At 61.0% G+C, this 20,707-nt stretch carries 21 protein-coding genes and 1 tRNA gene; 12 read left to right on the top strand and 10 right to left on the bottom strand.

The features are described from left to right. The first annotated feature begins 4 nt into the window (after positions 1-4). The 3 genes from K7H22_RS10945 to K7H22_RS10935 all read left to right on the top strand — a co-directional run bounded on the left by K7H22_RS10945 (position 5) and on the right by K7H22_RS10935 (position 1,608). Positions 5-379, top strand: coding sequence for an RNA-binding S4 domain-containing protein (locus K7H22_RS10945; protein WP_230800851.1), 375 nt, complete (start codon positions 5-7; stop codon positions 377-379). A 65-nt stretch (positions 380-444) separates the two neighbouring features. Next, positions 445-783: a ferredoxin FdxA gene (fdxA, locus tag K7H22_RS10940; RefSeq protein WP_230800850.1), complete on the top strand. Its 339-nt coding sequence runs from the start codon at positions 445-447 to the stop codon at positions 781-783. 315 nt (positions 784-1,098) lie between these two features. Further along, a complete protein-coding gene (locus K7H22_RS10935) occupies positions 1,099-1,608 on the top strand; it encodes a CarD family transcriptional regulator (RefSeq protein ID WP_230800849.1) in 510 nt (169 codons plus the stop codon). Positions 1,609-1,688: 80 nt separating this feature from the next. On the opposite strand, the gene cobS is transcribed toward K7H22_RS10935, so the two are convergent. Further along, positions 1,689-2,450 (bottom strand): adenosylcobinamide-GDP ribazoletransferase, encoded by a 762-nt coding sequence (gene cobS, locus K7H22_RS10930; protein WP_230800848.1) that lies wholly within the window; start codon positions 2,448-2,450, stop codon positions 1,689-1,691. 67 nt (positions 2,451-2,517) lie between these two features. Between cobS and cobT the strand changes: the two genes are divergently transcribed. Then, the gene (cobT, locus tag K7H22_RS10925) at positions 2,518-3,546 is read left to right on the top strand and encodes a nicotinate-nucleotide--dimethylbenzimidazole phosphoribosyltransferase (protein WP_419248172.1); all 1,029 of its coding nucleotides are present in this window, start codon (positions 2,518-2,520) and stop codon (positions 3,544-3,546) included. Between the two features lie 20 nt (positions 3,547-3,566). Here the strand turns inward: cobT and K7H22_RS10920 are convergent, their stop codons facing one another. Continuing rightward, positions 3,567-5,444: a monovalent cation:proton antiporter-2 (CPA2) family protein gene (locus K7H22_RS10920; RefSeq protein ID WP_230800847.1), complete on the bottom strand. Its 1,878-nt coding sequence runs from the start codon at positions 5,442-5,444 to the stop codon at positions 3,567-3,569. 21 nt (positions 5,445-5,465) lie between these two features. Beyond that, the gene (locus tag K7H22_RS10915) at positions 5,466-5,921 is read right to left on the bottom strand and encodes an Lrp/AsnC family transcriptional regulator (RefSeq protein ID WP_230800846.1); all 456 of its coding nucleotides are present in this window, start codon (positions 5,919-5,921) and stop codon (positions 5,466-5,468) included. Positions 5,922-6,067: 146 nt separating this feature from the next. Here K7H22_RS10915 and hppD point away from each other — a divergent pair, with 146 nt between their 5' ends. Together hppD and K7H22_RS10905 are read left to right on the top strand one after the other, a co-directional pair. Beyond that, positions 6,068-7,165, top strand: coding sequence for a 4-hydroxyphenylpyruvate dioxygenase (gene hppD, locus K7H22_RS10910; protein ID WP_230800845.1), 1,098 nt, complete (start codon positions 6,068-6,070; stop codon positions 7,163-7,165). Between the two features lie 382 nt (positions 7,166-7,547). Continuing rightward, positions 7,548-8,201, top strand: a complete 654-nt coding sequence (locus tag K7H22_RS10905; protein WP_230800844.1) for a DUF6946 family protein — start codon at positions 7,548-7,550, stop codon at positions 8,199-8,201. Between the two features lie 128 nt (positions 8,202-8,329). Here K7H22_RS10905 and K7H22_RS10900 read toward each other — a convergent pair whose 3' ends face one another. Beyond that, on the bottom strand, positions 8,330-11,005 hold the full coding sequence (locus K7H22_RS10900; protein WP_230800843.1) for a hypothetical protein: 2,676 nt from the start codon (positions 11,003-11,005) through the stop codon (positions 8,330-8,332). 196 nt (positions 11,006-11,201) lie between these two features. On the opposite strand from K7H22_RS10900, the gene K7H22_RS10895 reads away from it, so the two are divergent. Further along, positions 11,202-11,963, top strand: coding sequence for an SIMPL domain-containing protein (locus tag K7H22_RS10895; RefSeq protein WP_230800842.1), 762 nt, complete (start codon positions 11,202-11,204; stop codon positions 11,961-11,963). Positions 11,964-12,081: 118 nt separating this feature from the next. On the opposite strand, the gene K7H22_RS10890 is transcribed toward K7H22_RS10895, so the two are convergent. Further along, positions 12,082-13,374, bottom strand: coding sequence for an O-acetylhomoserine aminocarboxypropyltransferase/cysteine synthase family protein (locus tag K7H22_RS10890; RefSeq protein ID WP_230800841.1), 1,293 nt, complete (start codon positions 13,372-13,374; stop codon positions 12,082-12,084). 113 nt (positions 13,375-13,487) lie between these two features. Between K7H22_RS10890 and K7H22_RS10885 the strand changes: the two genes are divergently transcribed. Next, positions 13,488-13,901, top strand: a complete 414-nt coding sequence (locus K7H22_RS10885; protein ID WP_230800840.1) for a VOC family protein — start codon at positions 13,488-13,490, stop codon at positions 13,899-13,901. A gap of 12 nt (positions 13,902-13,913) precedes the next feature. On the opposite strand, the gene K7H22_RS10880 is transcribed toward K7H22_RS10885, so the two are convergent. Continuing rightward, on the bottom strand, positions 13,914-14,933 hold the full coding sequence (locus K7H22_RS10880; RefSeq protein ID WP_230800839.1) for a hypothetical protein: 1,020 nt from the start codon (positions 14,931-14,933) through the stop codon (positions 13,914-13,916). A gap of 300 nt (positions 14,934-15,233) precedes the next feature. Here K7H22_RS10880 and K7H22_RS10875 point away from each other — a divergent pair, with 300 nt between their 5' ends. Next, positions 15,234-17,030 carry an ABC transporter ATP-binding protein gene (locus K7H22_RS10875; RefSeq protein ID WP_230800838.1) on the top strand — a complete coding sequence of 599 codons (1,797 nt, stop codon included), beginning with the start codon at positions 15,234-15,236 and terminating at the stop codon, positions 17,028-17,030. Between the two features lie 66 nt (positions 17,031-17,096). On the opposite strand, the gene K7H22_RS10870 is transcribed toward K7H22_RS10875, so the two are convergent. Then, positions 17,097-17,180: transfer RNA gene (locus tag K7H22_RS10870), tRNA-Tyr, on the bottom strand. 143 nt (positions 17,181-17,323) lie between these two features. Here K7H22_RS10870 and rlmB point away from each other — a divergent pair. The 3 genes from rlmB (at position 17,324) to K7H22_RS10855 (ending at position 19,150) form a co-directional block, all read left to right on the top strand. Further along, positions 17,324-18,103: a 23S rRNA (guanosine(2251)-2'-O)-methyltransferase RlmB gene (rlmB, locus tag K7H22_RS10865; RefSeq protein WP_230800837.1), complete on the top strand. Its 780-nt coding sequence runs from the start codon at positions 17,324-17,326 to the stop codon at positions 18,101-18,103. 10 nt (positions 18,104-18,113) lie between these two features. Continuing rightward, the gene (locus tag K7H22_RS10860; RefSeq protein ID WP_230800836.1) at positions 18,114-18,446 is read left to right on the top strand and encodes a hypothetical protein; all 333 of its coding nucleotides are present in this window, start codon (positions 18,114-18,116) and stop codon (positions 18,444-18,446) included. A 230-nt stretch (positions 18,447-18,676) separates the two neighbouring features. Beyond that, entirely contained in the window at positions 18,677-19,150 is a 474-nt protein-coding gene (locus K7H22_RS10855; RefSeq protein WP_230800835.1) for a CoA-binding protein, read from the top strand. Between the two features lie 55 nt (positions 19,151-19,205). On the opposite strand, the gene K7H22_RS10850 is transcribed toward K7H22_RS10855, so the two are convergent. From K7H22_RS10850 to K7H22_RS10840, 3 genes are all read right to left on the bottom strand, one after another. Then, positions 19,206-19,517, bottom strand: a complete 312-nt coding sequence (locus K7H22_RS10850) for a phosphoribosyl-ATP diphosphatase (RefSeq protein ID WP_230800834.1) — start codon at positions 19,515-19,517, stop codon at positions 19,206-19,208. After that, positions 19,514-20,278 (bottom strand): imidazole glycerol phosphate synthase subunit HisF, encoded by a 765-nt coding sequence (gene hisF / locus K7H22_RS10845; protein WP_230800833.1) that lies wholly within the window; start codon positions 20,276-20,278, stop codon positions 19,514-19,516. The genes K7H22_RS10850 and hisF overlap by 4 nt, the downstream gene beginning before the upstream one ends. 70 nt (positions 20,279-20,348) lie before the next feature. Further along, the gene (locus K7H22_RS10840; protein WP_230800832.1) at positions 20,349-20,702 is read right to left on the bottom strand and encodes a hypothetical protein; all 354 of its coding nucleotides are present in this window, start codon (positions 20,700-20,702) and stop codon (positions 20,349-20,351) included. Positions 20,703-20,707 lie beyond the last annotated feature (5 nt).

Genomic DNA, 20,707 nt, shown 5'->3' with positions numbered 1-20,707 from the left:
GCTCTTGGACGCGCCCGTCCCGCGTATGCGGATCGACAAATGGCTGTGGCATGCGCGCTTTTTCAAAACGCGCACGCTAGCCGCCGCCACTGTCAGCGCGGGCCATGTGCGAATCAACAGCGTCAAAGCTTCCAAGCCGGCGCATGGCGTTGTAGCGGGGGATGTTCTGACCTTCGCGCAGGGCGATTTGGTGCGCGTTGTCCGTGTTCTGGCGCATGGTGTGCGCCGTGGTCCCGCCAGTGAGGCACAGGCGCTTTACGAGGATCTGACACCCGCAAGGGACGATGTTCCGTCCGGCGCACCCGACAGCGAAGGCGGTCGCCCGACCAAGCGTGATCGCCGGATATTTGATCTTGATCGTCGTCGCATGCTTGAATGACGCTACAGCCTGTTCTAGCTAGGCCCTAACGGGTTTGTCACAGACCGCAGAGTTGAGAGAATAAAATGACATATGTCGTCATAGATAATTGCATCGCCTGCAAATACACCGATTGCGTCGAGGTTTGCCCTGTGGATTGCTTCTACGAGGGCGAGAACATGCTGGTGATCCATCCTGACGAATGCATTGATTGCGGCGTTTGCGAACCGGAATGTCCTGCGGATGCGATCCGTCCCGATACCGAACCGGACATGGATGCATGGGTGACATTCAACCGGAAATATTCGGAAAAATGGCCGGTGATCATCTCGAAGAAAGATCCGCTGCCCGAGGCGGAAGAACGTGACGGCGAGTCCGGCAAGCTGGAGAAGTATTTCTCCGAAACACCCGGCGAAGGCGGCTGACCAACCCGATTCGCGGTTGCCGTGATGCGGCGCTGACTGCCCGAGGGGTCTGATGCCCGTGTGATTTGGGTGAACCTTATGGTTTATCAAGGGATTGACGCTGCCAATAGACTGTCGCCGCGCGTGCAGCTTTCTTATATGTATTTTTTGTGATACCTTAGGGAAACATGATGTAGACCCCATGGCCCCCGTCCCGCCAAGCCACAGCCCGTGGACGGACATTCTGCGAGACAATTCCCGGTCAACGAGATTAGCAATAATCTCGGCCGTTTTTTTGTCGCGCAGGGCCAGACGGTCGCAGTGAGGAAAGATTGCATGAGCAAAACGAAAAAGTCCGAGTTTCGTCCCAATGACTACGTGGTCTATCCGGCCCACGGCGTGGGTCAGATCATTTCGATCGAAGAGCAGGAAATCGCGGGAATCGCGCTGGAACTGTTCGTGATCTCGTTCGAAAAGGACAAGATGACCCTGCGGGTACCGACCAACAAGGCGACAGAGATCGGCATGCGCTCGCTCTCCAGCCCTGATGTGGTCTCGAAGGCGATGACCACGCTGAAAGGCAAAGCCAAGGTCAAGCGGGCCATGTGGTCGCGCCGCGCGCAGGAATATGAACAGAAAATCAACTCCGGTGACCTGATCGCCATCGCCGAAGTGGTGCGCGACCTGCACCGCAGCGACGACCAGCGCGAGCAAAGCTATTCCGAACGTCAGCTTTACGAGGCTGCTCTCGAGCGTCTGACCCGTGAAGTGGCTGCTGTCAGCGGCGGCGATGAGGTGATGGCTGCCAAGCAGGTGGACGAGGTTCTGGTATCGCGCGCCGCGTGATCGCCTGATCCCTTGGTTCTGTCGTCAAGTTCTGAAAGCCGCGTCCCTCGGGGCGCGGTTTTTTCATCGGCTGCGCCGGGTCAGAGGCTGACCAGCACCAGAAGGCAGGTAATCTCGACCAGTTGCTGCGCTGCCCCCAGAACATCGCCGGTCTGTCCGCCGATCTTGGCGCGTGCCAGCGCAGCCACGGCCCATGTGGCGATGATCGCTGCCGTGGCCAGCGCAATGGCCGACAGCCCCAGAACCAGCAAGGCAAGGATGACAGCGATCACAGCCGCCAGAACAGCCGTGTCAAAGGGCACCCGCCCGACAGAGCGCGACAGCCCGCCATCGCGGGCAGCGGGCAGCGTGTGCATCAGCGCGGGCATGGCCGCACGCGACAGCGCCCCCACAGCCACCAGCACAGGCAGGGCCAGCCCTGCCTCGAACACTGCCGACAGCGCGATCCAGCGCAGGCCCAGCGACAGGATCAACGCAATCACACCGTAGCTGCCGATATGGCTGTCCTTCATGATCTCCATCCGGCGGGCAGGGTCCCAGCCGCCCCAGAACCCGTCGGCACTGTCAGCCAGTCCGTCCTCATGCATGGCCCCTGTCATCGCTGTCGCCAGCGCCAGACAGACCCCCGCTGCCAAAAACGCGGGCAAGCCAAACGCCAGCAGCGCCCATGCTGCACAGCCTGTCATCGCACCCAGCGCGCCACCCACCAGCGGCCAGCCCCATGCCGCCGCCGCACCGCGCGCAAAGGCGCCGTCAGGCGCACGCACTGGCAGGCGGGTCAGCAGGACAAATCCTGCGGCCAGATCGGACAGGGCGGTTGCCAGCTTGTCGTTTTGCGCCATCACAATGCCTCTTCATAGCTTGTCACGGGGGACCCGTCGGTTAAACACGGGATCAAAGACCTAATCAATGAGAGAGCAGATGCCTCCCAGCTTCCAGACCCTTGACGCGTTCCGCGCCGCCTTGCGCTCTTTAACCGCATCAGATGAGGGGGCGATGCAAGCGGCGACTGCGCGCAACGGGATGCTGACAAAACCGCCGGGGGCTTTGGGGCGGCTCGAAGATCTGGCGATCTGGATGGCGGGCTGGCAGGGCACTGACAAACCCCATGTTGATCAGCCACAAGTGATTATATTTGCGGGAAATCACGGGGTCACCGCGCGGGGCGTGTCGACCTTTCCGGCGGCTGTTACGGAACAGATGGTGTTCAATTTTCAGGCAGGCGGGGCGGCGATCAACCAGTTGGCCAAGATCTTTGGCGCGCGAATGGATGTGCATGCGCTGTCACTGGACCGGCCCACAGCGGATTTTACCCTCCAGCCCGCCATGACCGAGGACGAACTGCTTGAGGCGCTTTGCACCGGATGGGAGGCGGTCGATCCCGAGGCCGACCTTCTGGTGACGGGTGAAATGGGCATCGGCAATACGACATCGGCGGCGGCGCTGGCCCTTGCGATCTGTGGCGGCGCACCTGCCGATTGGGTCGGGCGCGGCACAGGCGTCGATGATACGGGTCTTGCGCTGAAAGCGCAGGTCGTGGCTGAAGGTCTGGCGCTGCACGGCGAGGCCCGCGCCGACGGGATCGAGGCGCTGCGCTGCTTGGGCGGGCGCGAACTGGCTGCCATGGCGGGGGCGATAGCCCGCGCCCGCAGCCTGCGGATTCCGGTGTTGCTGGACGGGTTTATCTGCACCGCTGCCGCCGCTTGCCTTGAGGCTGCGCAAAAAGGCGCGCTGGATCATTGCCTTGCGGCGCATGTCAGCGCCGAATCAGGCCATGCGCCGCTTCTGGCCCATTTGGGTAAGGTTCCGCTTCTGTCTTTGGGTCTGCGGCTGGGCGAAGGATCGGGCGCGGCATTGGCGATAGGTATCCTCAGAGGTGCGGTCGCCTGTCATTCGGGCATGGCCACTTTTGCCGAGGCGGGCGTGTCCGAGGGCTGAACCTCAATGGCGGGGGCGGGTTAACCCGCCTCTGCGGGACGTTCGGATTCGATCTTCGCCAGCATCATCATCTCGAGTTCCTTGTTCAACTCGCGCGCGCGCTTGACATAAGCTGTGTTCTGATCGGCCGGCAGGGTCGGGTCCCAGAGTTCTGCCAACTCGCGCAGGGCGTCGCGGTCGTGGTGGTAAAAGACGGTTTCCGCTTGCGCCGCCTCGTATTCGGTCAGTCCCATATTCTCCAGAACATATCGACCCGCACGCAGCGAGCTGTCGAACATTTCGCGCACCACGTCATTGGCACCTGCCTTGACCAGTTGGAAGACATGCACGCGGTCGCGGGCGCGCGCGATGATATGCAGATCGGGCCGCTCCTGACGGGCAAAGGTCACAAGTCGGGTCGCCGCTGCGGGATCATCCAGCGCCACGACCAGCACGCTTGCCTTGTGCAGCCCCGCCGCATGCAGCAATTCGGGGCGGGTAGGATCGCCGAAAAACCCTTTGAAACCGAATTGCCGCATCAGTTGGATTGTCGCCATGTCATGGTCCAGAACCACGGTCGTAAAGCCGCTGGCTTGCACCAGGCGGTTGACGATCTGACCGAAGCGGCCAATGCCCGCGATGATCACTGTCCCTTGCTCGGTAATCTCGTCATGTGGACGGGATTTGTCTGCCTCAGCCATGCGGCGCGACAGGACTTCGTAGAGAATGAACAACAGCGGCGTGATCAGCATCGAAAGCGCAACCACCAAGAGCAGTTGATCCGCCAAACCGCGTGGCAGCACGTTTTGCTGCACCGAAAAGGACAGCAGCACAAAGCCGAATTCGCCCGCTTGCGCCAGCGACAGTGTGAACAGCCATTGGTCACGGCCCTTGAGTCTGAAAATCAGACCCAGACCGAACAGAATCACGCCTTTCAGCAGGATCAGGCCAAGCGTCAAACCGATCAGCAGCAGCGGATCACCGAAAAGCATGCCAAAGTTGATCCCCGCGCCCACGGTGATGAAAAACAGACCCAGCAACAGGCCCTTGAAAGGTTCGATATCGCTTTCCAGCTCATGCCGGAATTCGCTGTTTGCCAGCACCACACCGGCCAGAAACGTACCAAGCGCGGGGGACAGGCCGACGAGCATCATCAGAAACCCGATGCCCAGCACGATCAGAAGGGCCAGCGCCGTATACATCTCGCGCAGATGGGCCTGATGGATGTAGCGGAAAAGCGGCCTGATCAGGTAGATGCCCGCAAGAATCACCAGCGCCACGGCCCCCAGGGTGACCAGTGTCACGCCCCAGCCCGGTAAACCTTCGACCAGCGACATTGAATGACCGTGATCTGCCAATTCAGAGGGGCGCAACACCTCGCCATTGGGACCGACCTGCGCGAGCATCGGAAAGGCCAGAAGCGGCATCAGGGCCAGCATCGGGATCACCGCGATATCCTGCGTCAGCAAAACGGAAAAGGCGGATCGCCCGCCGCCCGTTTGCATCAGCCCCTTTTCCGACAGAGTCTGCAGCACGATAGCCGTGGATGACAGCGACAGCACCAGCCCCACGGCCAGCGCCGTGCTCCAGCCCAGACCGAACGCCATGCCTGCAGCCATTACAGCGCCCATGGTCAGCAAGACCTGAGCGCCCCCCAGACCCAACAGCTTGTGCCGCATATCCCACAGCGCGCGGGGTTCCAGTTCCAGTCCGATCAGAAACAGCATCATCACGACGCCGAATTCGGCGAAATGCTGCAAGTCCTGCGTTTCGGTGCCGACCAGCCCCAGAACCGGGCCGATGACAATGCCTGCGGCCAGATAGCCCAGCACCGAGCCCAACCCCAGCCTTGCGGCGATCGGCACCGCTATCACGGCGGCGGCAAGGTAGATCGAGGCCTGATAGAGGAAACTTTCCATGGGTCATCCTTGCTGTTGCGCTCAGGTCGGCAGGGGCGCGTCCTGTTTGAACTGGTCCATCACGATCTGGCTTTGCACGCGGGCCACAGCAGGATGCGGCAACAGTACCTCGTGGATCAGCCGGTTCAGCGCGGGCAGGTCGTCACAGTAGACACGCAACAGGTAATCCGCATCGCCTGTCAGGGTCCATGCCGAAATGATCGCAGGCTGTGTGGCGACAAGTCGCGCGAAGCTGCGCGACTGCTCTGGTCCGTGAGTGGCCAGTTGAACCTGCACGAAGGCTTGCACGGAGAGACCCAGCTTCAACGGATCAAGCCGTGCGGCGTAAACGGTGATGAAGCCTTCGGCTTCGAGCCGTTGGCGGCGGCGTCCGGCCTGACTGGGCGACAGGTTCAGCACCTCGCCCAGTTCTTGCGCGGTCAGATGGGCGTTCTTTTGCAGCGCGGCCAGAAGGCGTTTATCGGTGTCATCCAGCATATGCGTAAATCCCGCGCCTGTCCGTCAATTTCCGTCAGCATAGCGCATGAACAACCAAAAGCGATCCTAAAAACGCGCAGAAATCCGGTCTTGTTCGCGCTATCTTGTCAGCAGCGAAACAGGAACACTCGACAGGAGACCGCGCAATGGGACCATTTCCACATGACGCCCCGAAATCGGCCATCACTCCGGCCAATCCCGCAGGTACTGACGGGTTCGAATTTGTCGAATTCGCCCATCCCGAACCGCAGCAGTTGCGCGATCTTTTCGCCAAGATGGGCTATGCGCTGACCGGACGCCACAAGACCAAAAATATCGAGCTGTGGCAGCAGGGAGATATCACCTATATCATCAATGCCGAGCCGGGCGCGATGGCAACGCGCTTTGTCGCGGATCACGGGCCCTGCGCGCCCTCGATGGGGTGGCGGGTTGTCGATGCGGACAAAGCGCTGGCCCATGCCGTGGCGCGCGGTGCCGAGGAATACAAAGGCGCCGACAAAACGATGGATGTGCCCGCGATTGTGGGAATCGGCGGATCACTGATCTATTTCATCGACGAATACCACGACACCAGCCCCTATAACCGCGAATTCGACTGGCTGGCCCCGTCCAAGCCTGCGGGCGTGGGGTTCTTCTATCTCGATCACCTGACCCACAATGTCTACAAGGGCAACATGGACAAGTGGTTCAGCTTCTACAGCAAGATCTTCAATTTCCGCGAAATCCGCTTCTTCGATATCGAGGGCAAGTTTACCGGCTTGTTCAGCCGCGCGCTCACTTCGCCCTGCGGGCGTATTCGCATCCCGATCAACGAGGATCGTGGCGAGACAGGGCAGATCGTGGCCTATCTCAAGAAGTATAACGGCGAGGGTATCCAACATATCGCGGTGGGCACTGACAAGCTTTATGATGCCACCGACGAGATTTACGCGCGCGGTATCCGCTTCATGCCCGCACCGCCGCCGGCCTATTACGAGTTGAGCAAAACCCGCGTGCAAGACCACGAAGAACCGCTGGACCGAATGCAAAAGCACGGCATCCTGATCGACGGCGAAGGCGTGGTGGATGGCGGCGAGACCAAGATCCTGCTGCAGATCTTCTCGAAAACCGTGATCGGGCCGATTTTCTTCGAGTTCATCCAGCGCAAGGGCGATGACGGTTTCGGTGAGGGCAACTTCAAGGCGTTGTTCGAGTCGATCGAGCAGGAGCAGATCAACGCGGGCGAGATTTCCGCCGCCGAGTGATCGGTCTGCCTTGAGCGCCGCAAACGCCTCCGGTGCGCCGGGGGCGTTTTTTTTGGGTGTGTCCCGTGATGGCGTATTCTTGAGGCCAATGATGTCAACGGATTGGGCGGGCGCGTTTACCTTATTTTAGGGGTTTGGCGGTGGTTGGGTTGCCTTGGGGAGGCCCCCAATCATTGCCGCGGTAAGGCCGCTGCTTAGCGGGACGACAGCAGGTCTGGCGCAAGGGCAGAGAGCGGTCTTCGCTGCAATGGGCACGGATGTCCGGTACGCGGACGAGGGGGACATTGGCAACTTCAGGGGTCGAGAATCATTCGTAGACTTGGAAAGCAGTGGCTCTATCGTCCGAACTGTCATTCAATTTTCGAACCAAGGGGTTTTCGTTGTGACGATATTTATTCCGACTACAGGGCCCAACGATTGGCGGCGCTTTCTTGCTGACCCAGAGAAGCAATGGAAACGCGGTTACTCAGCTATGGCAACTGCATTGTCGTGGGAGGCTGCAAACGGTTTGCCCCCGGACATTTCAAAACTTTTGGGTGAATCAGTTGAACTCCTTCTGGCGATTCCGGAACACAAGGTTGCGTTGCCCGGCGGGAGTAGAGAAAGCCAATGTGACGTGTTTGCATTGGTTCGGGTTGGCAATGAATCAATGGCAATCGCAGTAGAGGAAAAGGTGAACGAGCCTTTTGGTCCGACGGTCAGTGAGTGGATGATGAATGCGAGCAAAGGGAAGATTGAACGCATGGGTTTCATCTGCGATCTACTGGGGTTGAGCGCACCGCCACCCGGAAATCTGCGTTACCAGTTGTTACACCGAACAGCTGCTGCGGTGCTCGAAGCAAATCGTTTTAGAACGGATAAGGCTGGCATGATTGTTCAGTCTTTTTCACAGGAGCATCGCTGGATTGAAGACTTCCAAGCTTTTGCTGAACGATTCGAACTCAAGATTGACCCTGGACAAGCGCAAACCAGCATCTTGCCTTCGGGGATACCACTTACGTTGGGTTGGGCTGTTGGTTCGGCAACATTTCTTTGAAGTTAGTGTTGGCTCAAAGCAGACTTCCGCTGTATTGGCCACAAAAGGCCGCTATCGGTCATTTGCGTAGAGAGCTAACGGCATTCGGTTATGCCCTGTCCGGGTATCCTGCGTGCTTCACCCCCACGTCACCCCCGCGGCATGGTCAGCACGATGGCGCGGTTGCCCTTGACGTAGCTCAGCTCGCTTTCGCCGATGGCGCGGACCTGTCCGCCGTCCAGCCGGTCACCGACCTGCACTTTCTGGTAGCGTCCGTTTGACAGGCGGACCAGGGCGCGGCGGTTCGAGGGTTGGCCATAGACGCCGATCAGGTTGACTTGCCGCAGATTGATCGCGCCGCGGACTGTGGCTTGTTGCGCAACCGAGGCCGACGAGGGGATTTGCGGTGCGGCATTGCGTTGCGGGGCAAGGGTCGCTGCGGCGGCCACCTGCTGCGGGGCCGGTTGCTGTTGCTGCCTCTGACGGGTGTTGTCTACGGTCGAAGCAAAGTTGCGCGGGCGCGCCAGCGGTTTCAGCGATGTGGCGATTGCCTGCGCTGTGGCCGTTTCCAGCGCCGCCACTTCGGCCTCGTCTTCTGCCGCTTCGGCAGTGTCGTCCTCTTGCAGGGCTTGTGCAACGGCTGCCAGTGTCGCGGGGCGCAAACGGGGACGCAAATTGGACAATTCGCTGCGGCTCAGCCCGCCCAATTGCGCCCTTTCGTTGCTTTCGGCCAGCGTGTCAGGACGCTCGCGGGGACGGAAAGCCGCCAAAGCGGGATCGGCTTGCGTCTCGGCTGCGGGTGTGCGTTCAAAGCGCGTCGGCATTCCCTCGGGCGTCACTGGCGGGCGGCCTGCGAAGACCATGATGCCATCAGGGGTTTGCGCGCCTTGCGGGGTTGCCCTGACAAGGCCCCGCGTATCCATGTCGAAACGGGTGCCCTGGGGGGCAGGGCTGGACTGCGCCACGGGCATATTGTCGGGCGAGGATCTACGCGGTTCGGGCAGGGCCACCGCGTCGAAATTCTGTAGGCTTGTGTCGATGGAGGCGAGATAAAGATCGTCGAGCGTCTGGGCCGGTGGCGCATCGGGTTGCGCGGGCGCAACCTGCCATATCCCCGAGGCGGCATAGCTGGGGCTTGTGCCGTCCGGCATGAGGTCCGGATCGGTTGCCGCGGAGGTATCGGCAGGCGCGGTATCGGCTGGCCCTGGCGCAAGTTCTTCCGCGGTCAGATCTGTTAGCATGTCGCTGCTGTCCAGCCGTGCCAGTTCGATGCCGGTTTGATCCGGCGCGGTTCCCCGGGGTGCGGTTTCCAACACCAGCGCATCGGCGAGCCCGCGCTGCTCTCCGTCGGGGGGCTGGCTTGCGAATTCCGTATCGGGCGCGCCGAAGAAGCCCTTGATAAACCCCGTGTCGCTGACCATTGCCGACCAAGCGGCGACTGCGGCCATGAAGAGCAACAGAATGCCGGTCAGGATGAGGCCCAGAAAACGCGGCCTTCCACGGGTCATAGCCATTGCCGAGTCAGGCTTGCGCGCGCCGAAGATTGTCAGCCGCTGCTTTTCGCTTTGGGTGATGAAGGCGGGCTTGGTTCCGGGAGGCGTTGCCGTGGTGCCGTCTGCCTCTGCATCCGCGCCCGCCAGACGTCTGAGCAAAGGTGCGAGCACGCCTGCAGAGTCAGCCTGCGGCGCTGTCGGGGCCGCAGATGCAGGCGGCGAGCGAAAGGCTGCGGGTTGGGGAAGGGTTTCATCCGCCAAGGCCGGTGCCGCGGATTTGTTCTTGGCATTCTTGCCCGCAAAGGACGGGCCGGTTTCCGCAAAACCGGTCAACGGCGGCGTAACCGGCGCGCCCGCGCGCGTCGCGGCCAGGGCAGGGGAGGATTTCGGCAAAGGCGGAAGGTCGACGACGATCGGGCGACGCGGCGCGGCAGGTCTTACCTCCGGCAATTCCGGTGCTCGGCGGCGGCTTGAAAAACTGGGCAGCGCGTCGGGCGCGCTGTCTGCGTCATCCGCTTTCTTTTCATCCGCCGACTGTGAATCCAGTTCTGATCCGGTTGTATCCTCGGCCGTTCTGGTCGCCACATGCGCTGCATAGCCCTCAGACGCGGGGTTTTTCGGCGATGCGCTATCCGCTGCGGTTTCGACAGTGTCGGATGAGCCAAGCTGATCCGGCGCCATGGGCGTATCCGCGGTCGTTGTATCGGCGAGTGGCGCAGCGTTCGGTTCCGCATGCAAGACGGGTTGATCCGCCGCAATCCCTTCCGCCTTGGGCACGGGAAGCGTCGCGCGGCCCAGAACGCGGATCGCATGGCTGTCGCGCATCAGCCGGTCCGATGGATCAATCAGGCGCGCGGCGGCCTTGGCAAGCCCGAAAAAGGGCTCTCCGGGAAAACTGTCTGCTGCGGGGGTGGCCACAAAACTGACAGGGCCAAAGCCATATTCTTCGGCAAAGGCTTCGGCCTCGTCCAGCGTTTCAAGGGCCACGGCGGCAATATGCAGATCGTTACCCACAATGATCCAGTCGAACCGCAGATCCGCAACGTCATAGGGTGTGGTGCCGTCCAATGCGTCGGCCACATGAGCGGCGACATCGACGCCCTTGGCGGGCGCAGGCAATGACAGATAGCGGATCTGCTCGTTCGGCAGGACAAGCTTGCTGCGCAGGCCCGCGCTGTCCAGTTGCACCGCGGTACGGCGTAAAACAGCCAGATCTGCCGCCAGATCATCGGTATCCAGCGCTACTTCGCCCACAACATGCCAGCCGGATGCAGCGCGATGCAGCAATCCGATACCGTCGAAAGACAAGGTCAGGGCAAAGTTCGGTTTCATATGCCTTTTAATACCACCCCGAGGCGCGCGACGGGAGTCCGCGCCAATCACAATCCGGTTTTACAGCAGCTTATTGCCGAGGGAAAGAAAAACACCCAGAAGGAGAGACGGCGACCCTTGGCCGGACACGCAGGGTAGTGCAGTCTGACGCGGAAATCCGGTTCAATTCCGGACATCTGGACTGAAAGGGAAAACCATGCTGAACCTGTTCAAACCGCTGATGCTGACAGCCTGCAGCGGGGCTGCACTTGTCATGCTGCCTTTGATGGGGGCGCAACTGCCATTGCCGGGTGGTGCCTATATGGCCCATGCACAGACAATGGCCCCCGCCGAGACCCTGCGCCAGATTGTCGTATCGGGCACAGGACGCGTGGATATGGCACCCGATATGGCCACGATCCGGATCGGCGTCACGCATCAAGCCGAGGTTGCTGCCGAGGCGCTGCAACAGACCTCGGACGCGCTTGCGGCGATGCTGGAGCGCCTGTCCGGTCTGGGGGTCGAGGCGCGGGATGTGCAGACATCGGGGCTGTCGCTGGGCCCGGTTTGGCGTGACCGGCCCGACCCGCAAGCCCAGACTGTGCCTTGGGGCTTTGAGGCCAGCAATGTCGTGACTGTGCGCCTGCGCGATATAGACAGTGTTGGCACCGTGCTGGATGCGCTGGTGTCCGACGGGGCGAACCGGCTGGACGGGGTCAGCTTCGGCTTGCAGGCCGCAGATGACGCAGAGGACGAGGCGCGGCGCAAGGCGGTCGAGAATGCTCGGCGCAAGGCGGCCCTTTACGCAGAAGCGGCGGGTGTGAGCCTTGGCGCGGTGGTCAGCCTGACCGAAACGGGCGGGTCAAGCCCGCGCCCGATGATGATGGAAATGGCCGCGATGCGCGCTGATTCCGTGCCGGTGGCCGCGGGAGAGATCGGCATTTCCGCCTCGGTCCAGATGGTCTTTGTGCTTGAGTAAGGCAGGCTGTCAGGGGGGCGCTGCCCCCCGTCCTGCGGACTCCCCCCGGGATATTGCGGGCAAGAAGAAAGGGCGCGGTTTTCGCGCCCCTTTGATGTTTTGCCTCACATGGAACCGATCAGGCAGTGGCTTTTTTCAGCGCCTGATCCAGATCGGCCATCAGATCCTTGGTATCCTCGATCCCGATCGAGATCCGCACAACATTGGGGCCGGCACCTGCCGCGACCTGCTGAGTCTCGGACAATTGTCGATGCGTGGTAGAGGCGGAGTGGATCACAAGGCTGCGGGTATCGCCAAGGTTCGCGACGTGGCTGAAGAGTTCCAGACTGTCGACAAACTTGACGCAGGCGTCATAGCCGCCCTTGAGCGCCACCGTGAACAAACCGCCCGCACCTTTGGGGCAGATCGTTGCCACGCGGTGGTTATAGGGCGAGGAGGGCAGTCCCGCATAGGTCACGTAATCGACCGCCGGATGCTTTTCGAGCCAGCCAGCCACGGCCACCGCATTTTCCACATGGCGCTGCATCCGCAGGCTGAGGGTCTCGATCCCCATCAGCGTGTAATGCGCGGCTTGCGGGTTCATCGTCATGCCCAGATCGCGCAGGCCGATCGCGATGCCGTGAAAGGTAAAGGCCAGCGGGCCGAAAGTCTCGTGGAACTTGAGGCCGTGATAGGCGGGTTCGGGGGCCGAGAGCGAGGGGAACTTGTCGGAAGCCGACCAGTCGAATTTGCCGGAATCTACAATCGCGCCGCCTGTAACGGTGCCGTTTCCGGTCAAGTATTTCGTGGTCGAATGCACCACCAGCGTCGCACCATGTTCAATGGGGCGGCACAGATAGGGCGTGGCGGATGTGTTATCCACAATCAGCGGCAGGCCGGCGGCGTCCGAGATCGCGCTGATCGCGTCGAGATCGGTAATATAGCCGCCCGGATTGGCGATAGATTCGCAAAAGATCGCGCGGGTGTCATCGTCGATCGCCGCCTTGACCGCGTCCAGATCGTCGAAATCGACGAACTTGGCCGACCAGCCGAAGCGTTTGATCGTCTGGCTGAACTGGGTGACCGTGCCACCATAAAGCCGGGTCGAGGCCACGACATTGCGTCCCGGTGCCATCAGCGCGAACAGCGCCATGATCTGCGCGGCATGGCCGGACGAGCAGCAAACCGCGCCAACACCGCCCTCAAGCGTGGCGATCCGTTCCTGAAGCACGGCCACGGTCGGGTTGGTGAGGCGCGAATAGATATAGCCCACTTCCTGCAGGTTGAACAAAGCCGCAGCGTGATCGGCATCGCGGAACACATAAGCCGTCGTCTGGTAGATCGGGGTCTGGCGCGCGCCTGTGGCGGGATCCGGCCGCGCGCCGGCATGAACCTGTAGCGTGTCAAAGCCGTAGCTGGGTGCATCTGTCATTGAACTCTCCTCCGGTTTATAATGAATTGACCAAATCAGTAGGCCATCGTGCAGCGCATCACAACGGTGCAGCGCGGGGCAAAACGCGGGCAACGCCCCGGAAAGGACAAATCATGCGTTCAGTCTTCCATCTGGCCATCCATGTTCACGATCTTGATGCTGCGCGCGAATTCTATTCCGGCGTCATGGGGGCAGAAGAGGGGCGCAGTACTGATACATGGGTGGATTTCGATTTTTTCGGTCACCAGTTGAGCCTGCATCTGGGCACGCCATTCGTGACATCGAACACCGGGCGCGTGGGCGAGCATATGGTGCCTATGCCGCATTTCGGGATCGTGCTGGGCCTGGATGACTGGAAGGTACTGGCTGCCAGGCTGGACGCGGCAGGAGTCGATTTCGTCATTCCGCCGTCGGTCCGGTTTCAGGGCGGGCCGGGCGAGCAATGGACGATGTTTTTTCGCGACCTGTCCGGCAACCCGATCGAGGTCAAAGGCTTTGCAGATACGACGGGTATTTTCGCGTCCTGAGGGGCTTGGGAGCTACCGCATCCAGAAACCGGCTTTCTTGATCTGGTTGCGGATCATCTGTTCGCGGCGGGGCAGGGCGTTGCGGTCGAACATCTCGCGCAGCTTTGTCCCGCGGCCCTGATAGATCATCCGCTTGGCCGGATCATGGCCCTTGAGGACGCGCTTGATCCGGTTCGGGCTTGTCACCTCTTCCAAGAGGGCGACAACAGCATCGCTTTCGCGGGCATAGAGCATCGGCAAAAGGCGGTAGTGGCAGCTGATATCCCCGTCCAGCAACCCATCCGGCAGGGTGTTACGCCCGCCGCCCAAAGCGTGGATCACCAAGGGCAGGGCCACCTGATCCAGCCAGGGGTCCAGCGACTGGCAGACCAGTTCGGGCGGCGGTGTATCGCGGATCGCCAGCGCCGTGTCCAGAAAACGCTGTCCGAAGACGTGGGGACAGCGGTAAAAAAAGAAACCTGCGTTGAAATACAGATATTTCTGCCAATAGCCATCAGGCTGCTCGGAGTCGAGAGAGCTTTCGAAATCCAGTCCGAACTTGGCATAGAGCGAGGACCAGATCGCGCTGTGGTCGGGTCCGTAAAGCTCGATCTGCGGCCATGTCCCCTCACGCCGGAGCGATGCTGTGGGGCGGTCGAAATCGAACGGCACAGAGCCCAGATCGCCGGTGATCAGCGTGTCGGTGTCGAAAAACACGAAAGCTTCGCCTTCCGGCATGGCCAGCAGCGCCTCGATCTTGTTGCCATAGGGATATTGCGCGCCGAAATGACGGCTTTCAAAGGGCAGGATTTCGGCACCCATCTCGGCCAGAAGCGCCAAAATATCTGGGTCGATCACGGACGGGTCAGTGGGCCAAAGCGGGCCTGGCTGCGGCACCGCGACGAACAGGCGACCGGCAAAGTCGGGGCAGGAGTGGCGCAGGCTGGCCGCGAAAATCAGCGCCTCATACTGTAGCCGCCCCCGCTGGGCGACGATCATGATATTGAAAGGCTTGCGCTTTTCTGCCTTGGGTTTGCTTGCCCGCTTTGCCATCTTTGCCCCGTCTGCGCCTGTCGTCTTGCCGCTTTGCTGGCGCAACTATAGGCAGGTTCTGTCGCAGGCAGAAGGGGCATCATGCGCGCGACGTGACGCGCGGGATCATCCTGCCGCCCTCTTGCAATTTGTGCCCCGCATCAACAATTAGGCGTCAAGCCTTAGCCCTCTGCCTTGTCGCTGCGCTGCATCATCGCGCGGGGCATCACAGGGCGGACGTCAAGTTACATGTCGACCCGTCGTGACCAAGCTGTTAGGTGAAACGCCACGATACGACCTAGAAGCATCGACCGCGGATAAATGACACAAAAGAAGCCTTGGAACGAGCGTTGGCTGGAACGTCTGCCTGCAGACAGCCTTCTTATGCGGCTGTTGCTGGAAAGCTTTCAGGAGCATCGCTGGAAATACATGGCGGCCTCGGCGGCGATGTTGCTGGTTGCGGCCTCCACCGCGCTGTCGGCATGGATGATGGGCGAGATCATCGACACCCTGTCCACGCCCGAGGACCGGATGCGCGTTTTCATGGTGGGTGCGGGCGTCGCGCTGATCTTTGCGTTCAAAGGTGCCGCCTTTTACGTGCAGGCGGTTCTGATGGCTCGCGCCGGCAACAGGATCGTAGCGCAAAAGCAGATGCAGCTTTACAGTCGCCTGCTGCAGCAGGGCGTGGCATTTTTCAACACCAACGAATCTTCGGATCTGCTGTTGAAGATCACCCAGAGCGCGCAGGCCGCGCGGCGTGTAATCGACACCATCGTCACAGGTTTTATCCGCGACCTGTTTACCCTTGTGGGGTTGGTTGCGGTCATGTTCTACCAGCAGCCGTTCCTGTCCCTGATCAGTCTGATCGTAGGACCTGCGGCGCTTTACGGGTTGCAGAAAATCCTCAGACGCGTGCGCGAGGTTATGGCGCAAGAAATGGCGGGTCTGGGCGAGATCATCAAGGTCGTGCAGGAAACGTCGACCGGTGCGCGGGTGGTCAAGGCCTTCGGGCTAGAGCCGCGTATGTCGGGGCGTATGGATGTTGCTGTGCGTCAGGTCGAAAGCCGCGCCAACAAGATGGTCCGGCTTGAGGCTGCAACGATGCCGCTTCTGGATGTTATCACAGGGTTGGCCATTGCCTCGATCGTGATCCTGAGTGCGGTCAACATTTTCGGACAGGCCCCCGGTACGCCGGGACAGCTGATGTCCTTCGTGACCGCCTTTTTGATGGCTTACGAACCGGCCAAGCGCCTGTCGCGGATGCGTGTGATTATCGAAAGCGGTATGGTCGGGGTCAAAATGATGTATGACCTGCTGGACGCTCCGCAGACCCTTCTGGAAGCCGAGAACGCGGTGCCCCTTCAGGCTGGCCCCGGCGCTGTCCAGATGGAGGATGTACGGTTTTCCTACAATGGCAACGAATCTGTCCTGAACGGTGTCAGTGTTGCCTTTCCTGCGGGCAAGACCACAGCGCTGGTGGGGCCGTCAGGCGGAGGGAAGTCAACGCTTTTGAACCTGGTTCTGCGGCTCTATGATCCGACCGATGGCAAGGTCCTGATTGACGGTCAGGACATCAAGATGGCCAGTTTTACATCTTTGCGCGACAAGATCGCCTTTGTCGGTCAGGATACATTCCTGTTCTCTGCCACTGTGATGGAGAACCTGCGCCTGGCGCGCCCCGACGCCACCGAAGAAGAGGTGATCGAGGCCGCGAAAATTGCCCATGCCCACGAATTCATCGACAAACTGCCCGGCGGCTATGAGACCCAGATCGGTGAGAACGGCTCGTTCCTGTCAGGCGGACAGAGGCAGCGATTGTCGATTGCACGTGCCGTGCTGCGGCGTGCGCCGATCTTGCTGTTGGACGAAGCAACCAGCGCGCTGGACAGCCATTCAGAGGTACTGGTGCGCGATGCGCTGGCGCGTATCACGCAAGGCGTGACGACAATCGTGATCGCACACCGCCTGTCGACCGTGATGAACGCCGATTGCATCTGTTATCTGGAGGCTGGCGAGATTCTGGAGCAGGGCAGCGTGCAGGAATTGTTGGCGCTCAACGGCAAGTTCAAGGCGCTGCATGACGTGCAGTTCGGCGGCGGGACCTCGGCAGCGGAATAAGGCGGGTGAATGGGGCAAAGCATCCGCATGCCCCGCCGGTCTTTTGCAAAGCATGCTGAAATTTAATGGTGGGCGACCCTGGAATCGAACCAGGCGTGCGTCTCCGCGAGGGAGTTACAGTCCCCTGCCACACCTTGCGGCCTGTCGCCCACTGCGCCGGTTGCCCGCCGCGTGAGGCGCTGATTAATGCCCCACCAAGGGGACGTCAACAGGAAAAACCTTGCAGCCGCGCGGCCCAGAGCGCATGAACGGCAGCGGCGCGTTGGGCGCGGACCATATGGGGGCCGGAGACTATGAAAAAACCCAAATGGGTCGTTGAAAAAGAACAGGCTCGCAAGGCCGATGTCAATGAAACCGTGTGGCTGTTCGGGCTGCATGCGGTGCGCGATGCGTTGTTGAATCCCGCGCGCAAGAAGTTGCGTCTGGTCGTAACCAAGAATGCCCATGACAAGCTGGCCGAAGCGATTGCATCAAGCGGGATGGAGCCTGAACTGGTGGACCCGCGCCGGTTTTCGGTGCCGATTGACCCGCAATCCGTGCATCAGGGGGCGGCATTGGAGGCCAAGCCGCTGGATTGGGGGCGTGTCGCGGATATCTGCGCGGGCGTGCCGGGGCGGGTGCCGCGCGTGATCTTGCTGGACCGTGTGACCGATCCGCATAATGTGGGGGCGATCCTGCGCTCGGCCGAGGTGTTCGGTGCTTGTGCGGTGATCGGCACGCGCCATCACTCGGCCCCTGAAACCGGTGCGCTGGCCAAAACTGCCAGCGGCGCGCTGGAGCGTCAGCCCTATCTGCGGGTCAGGAATCTGGCCGAAACGATGGAGGAACTGCGCGCGATGGGTTACATCCTGCTGGGCCTCGACGGTACCGGCACGCAGACTATCGAACAGGCGCTGGAGGGAAGGCGCGACCGGCCTGTCGCACTTGTGCTGGGGGCCGAGGGGCCGGGACTGCGCGAAAAAACGCAAACCACCTGCGACCATCTGGTCAAAATCGCCTTCGCGGGAGATTTCGGATCGCTCAATGTCTCCAATGCGGCGGCTGTCGCCCTATATGCGTCTATGGAACATTGAAGGACGCAGGATGACTTACGGGACGAAAGTGGCCACCTGCTGCTATTGCGGGACGCGGGCAGCATTGGTGTTGCGGGGCAAGGAGCGACACGAGCTGTCTTGTGCCAGTTGCGGTGCGCCGCTTCACAACATGAAGATGCTGCGGTCCGAGGCGGTACGCGACCATCCTGTGGTGACCCCGCAACCCGAACGGGGTGGGCCGCGCAATCGCCCTGTCGCCGTGAACATCGACTGGTCGCGCGCCGATGCACGGCCCGCGCAGAGCAAGGCCAAGAAGCGCAAAAGCAAGGCACGCTGGATCGCCTCGGAAATCTGGGACATCGTTGAGGATGTCTTTGATTGATCCTTAGGCGGACCGGTCCAGATCGCGCTGTGATCACATGTTTATTACTGGATCTTCATTATTTGGTCATGCTTCCCATTTCAGTATGGAAGGTGCGCTATCGGAACATACGCGCTTTCTTCACTGTCCCTCGTTCCGTGACTGGCGCCCAAGGTTTCCTTGGGCGCTTTTTTATCCGATATGTCGCTGCCAGGCTTCTCGGCAGGCGGGTCAGTGGTTAAGGTGAGCGGATGAGCCAGACCTATTCCGACGCGTTCCTCAAGGACATTCTGAAACGCACGCGCCGTATCGCGGTGGTGGGCGTGTCGATGAACCCTGTGCGACCCAGCTATTATGTGGCGCGCTATCTGTCGCTGAAGGGGTTTCAGGTTATTCCTGTCAATCCGGGTCACGCGGGCGAGATGCTGTTCGGGCAGAAGGTCAGGGGGCATCTGTCCGAGATCGAGGGCGGGGTGGATTTGGTCGATATCTTCCGCCGCTCTGAACATGTGCTGCCGATTGTGCAAGAGGCGCTGGAGTTGTTTCCCAAGCTGCAGACGATCTGGATGCAGATCGGTGTGGTGAATGACGAGGCTGCGGCGCTGGCGCAGGCGCGCGGAGTGGATGTGGTGATGAACCGCTGCCCCAAGATCGAGTACCAGCGCCTGTTCGGTGAGTTGCGGATGGGCGGCTTTGCGACGGGCGTGATCTCCAGCAAGCTGTGATCCGGCGGAACGCGTGGCGTTTGGATATTTGGGGCAAGAAGAAACTGCGTGCGGCCTAGCCTTTGCGGGCCGCTTTTTCCGCGATGCCGGAAGTGCCCTGACGGCGCGCAAGCTCGGCCATCACATCGGATAGGGCCACATCGCGCGATTGCAGCATGACAAGCAGGTGGAACAGCACGTCGGCGGCTTCCGAGGTCAGCGCGGCACGGTCGCCCTTGACCGCCTCGATAATGGCTTCGACAGCTTCCTCGCCGAATTTCTCGGCGCATTTTTCAGGGCCTTCGGACAGCAGTTTCGCGGTCCAGCTTGACTCGGGGTCCGCTGTGGCGCGGGCAGCGATCAGGGTGGCTAGGTCGTCAAGTGTCATGCGTCCATCCTCATGGGGATACCTGCGGCAGCCATATGGGCCTTGGCCTCTGAGATTGTATAGTCGCCGAAATGGAAGATCGAGGCCGCCAGCACCGCCGAGGCACCGCCCTTGGTGATGCCTTCGACCAGATGATCCAGATTGCCGACGCCGCCCGAGGCGATGACGGGAATATCCACCGCATCCGCTATGGCGCGGGTCAGCGGCAGGTTGAAGCCCTGCTTCGTGCCGTCGCGGTCCATCGAGGTCAGCAGGATCTCGCCCGCGCCTTTGGCCGCAACCAGACGCGCGAATTCCACGGCGTCGATTCCCGTGGCCTGCCGCCCGCCATGGGTAAAAATCTCCCATTTACCCGGCGATACGGTTTTGGCGTCGATGGCCACGACGATGCATTGGCTGCCGAACTGGTCTGCGGCCTGCGCCACCACATCGGGGTTGGCAACGGCGGCCGAGTTGAAGCTGACCTTGTCGGCCCCTGCCAGCAGCAGCGCGCGTACATCTGCGGGGGTGCGGACACCGCCGCCTACGGTCAGCGGAATATAGCACTGTTCGGCTGTGCGGCGCACCACATCGAACATGGTGCCGCGGTTTTCATGCGTGGCGTGGATATCGAGAAAACACAGTTCGTCAGCGCCAGCGGCATCATAGGCGCGCGCCGCATCGACCGGATCGCCCGCATCGCGCAAATCCACAAAGTTCACACCCTTGACCACGCGGCCATCGGCGACATCGAGACAGGGGATGATGCGGGCTTTGAGCATGTGGGTCGGGCCTTTTTGCACGGGAACGCCTTGCGTTTACTCTGGGTGGGCAGGCTATGCAACGGCGCGGCTATCTACCGGTGCGACGCAGGACCAGTTCCAGCGCAAGACCGGCGACCAGCGGCAGCAGGAACAGAGCGAGGCTTGTCAACCCGTGCGAAAGCAGGAGCACCACCAGAACCGAGGCCAGCGGGCCGAAGACAGCATAGATGGCCTCATGCGCCCTTGTAGGACAATCGAGGTAACCGCCGACAGAGGTATATGGCAGGTTGGCGCAGCCCGACATTCCAAGGTCGAAGCCCAGCAGAAAAAGCACCGGGCCAAGCCATAAGGCAATGATGATAATCGCCACGCGGCGGGCGCGAAAGTAACGCCAGACTAGAACCGGAACCGTGACGAAGACCATCAGGAAGATGAGCGTCAAGACCG

The organism is Seohaeicola saemankumensis (assembly GCF_021021435.1).
Lineage (GTDB): Bacteria > Pseudomonadota > Alphaproteobacteria > Rhodobacterales > Rhodobacteraceae > Seohaeicola.
This window is presented reverse-complemented; position numbering and strand designations above follow the sequence as displayed.

Bases quoted from the DNA above. Each gene is read 5' to 3' on its own strand.
- fdxA (WP_230800850.1), top strand. From the start codon at position 445: ATGACATATGTCGTCATAGATAATTGCATCGCCTGCAAATACACCGAT.
- K7H22_RS10935 (WP_230800849.1), top strand. From the start codon at position 1,099: ATGAGCAAAACGAAAAAGTCCGAGTTTCGTCCCAATGACTACGTGGTC.
- cobS (WP_230800848.1), bottom strand. From the start codon at position 2,450: ATGGCGCAAAACGACAAGCTGGCAACCGCCCTGTCCGATCTGGCCGCA.
- cobT (WP_419248172.1), top strand. From the start codon at position 2,518: ATGAGAGAGCAGATGCCTCCCAGCTTCCAGACCCTTGACGCGTTCCGC.
- K7H22_RS10920 (WP_230800847.1), bottom strand. From the start codon at position 5,444: ATGGAAAGTTTCCTCTATCAGGCCTCGATCTACCTTGCCGCCGCCGTG.
- K7H22_RS10915 (WP_230800846.1), bottom strand. From the start codon at position 5,921: ATGCTGGATGACACCGATAAACGCCTTCTGGCCGCGCTGCAAAAGAAC.
- hppD (WP_230800845.1), top strand. From the start codon at position 6,068: ATGGGACCATTTCCACATGACGCCCCGAAATCGGCCATCACTCCGGCC.
- K7H22_RS10900 (WP_230800843.1), bottom strand. From the start codon at position 11,005: ATGAAACCGAACTTTGCCCTGACCTTGTCTTTCGACGGTATCGGATTG.
- K7H22_RS10895 (WP_230800842.1), top strand. From the start codon at position 11,202: ATGCTGAACCTGTTCAAACCGCTGATGCTGACAGCCTGCAGCGGGGCT.
- K7H22_RS10890 (WP_230800841.1), bottom strand. From the start codon at position 13,374: ATGACAGATGCACCCAGCTACGGCTTTGACACGCTACAGGTTCATGCC.
- K7H22_RS10885 (WP_230800840.1), top strand. From the start codon at position 13,488: ATGCGTTCAGTCTTCCATCTGGCCATCCATGTTCACGATCTTGATGCT.
- K7H22_RS10880 (WP_230800839.1), bottom strand. From the start codon at position 14,933: ATGGCAAAGCGGGCAAGCAAACCCAAGGCAGAAAAGCGCAAGCCTTTC.
- K7H22_RS10875 (WP_230800838.1), top strand. From the start codon at position 15,234: ATGACACAAAAGAAGCCTTGGAACGAGCGTTGGCTGGAACGTCTGCCT.
- rlmB (WP_230800837.1), top strand. From the start codon at position 17,324: ATGAAAAAACCCAAATGGGTCGTTGAAAAAGAACAGGCTCGCAAGGCC.
- K7H22_RS10860 (WP_230800836.1), top strand. From the start codon at position 18,114: ATGACTTACGGGACGAAAGTGGCCACCTGCTGCTATTGCGGGACGCGG.
- K7H22_RS10855 (WP_230800835.1), top strand. From the start codon at position 18,677: ATGAGCCAGACCTATTCCGACGCGTTCCTCAAGGACATTCTGAAACGC.
- K7H22_RS10850 (WP_230800834.1), bottom strand. From the start codon at position 19,517: ATGACACTTGACGACCTAGCCACCCTGATCGCTGCCCGCGCCACAGCG.
- hisF (WP_230800833.1), bottom strand. From the start codon at position 20,278: ATGCTCAAAGCCCGCATCATCCCCTGTCTCGATGTCGCCGATGGCCGC.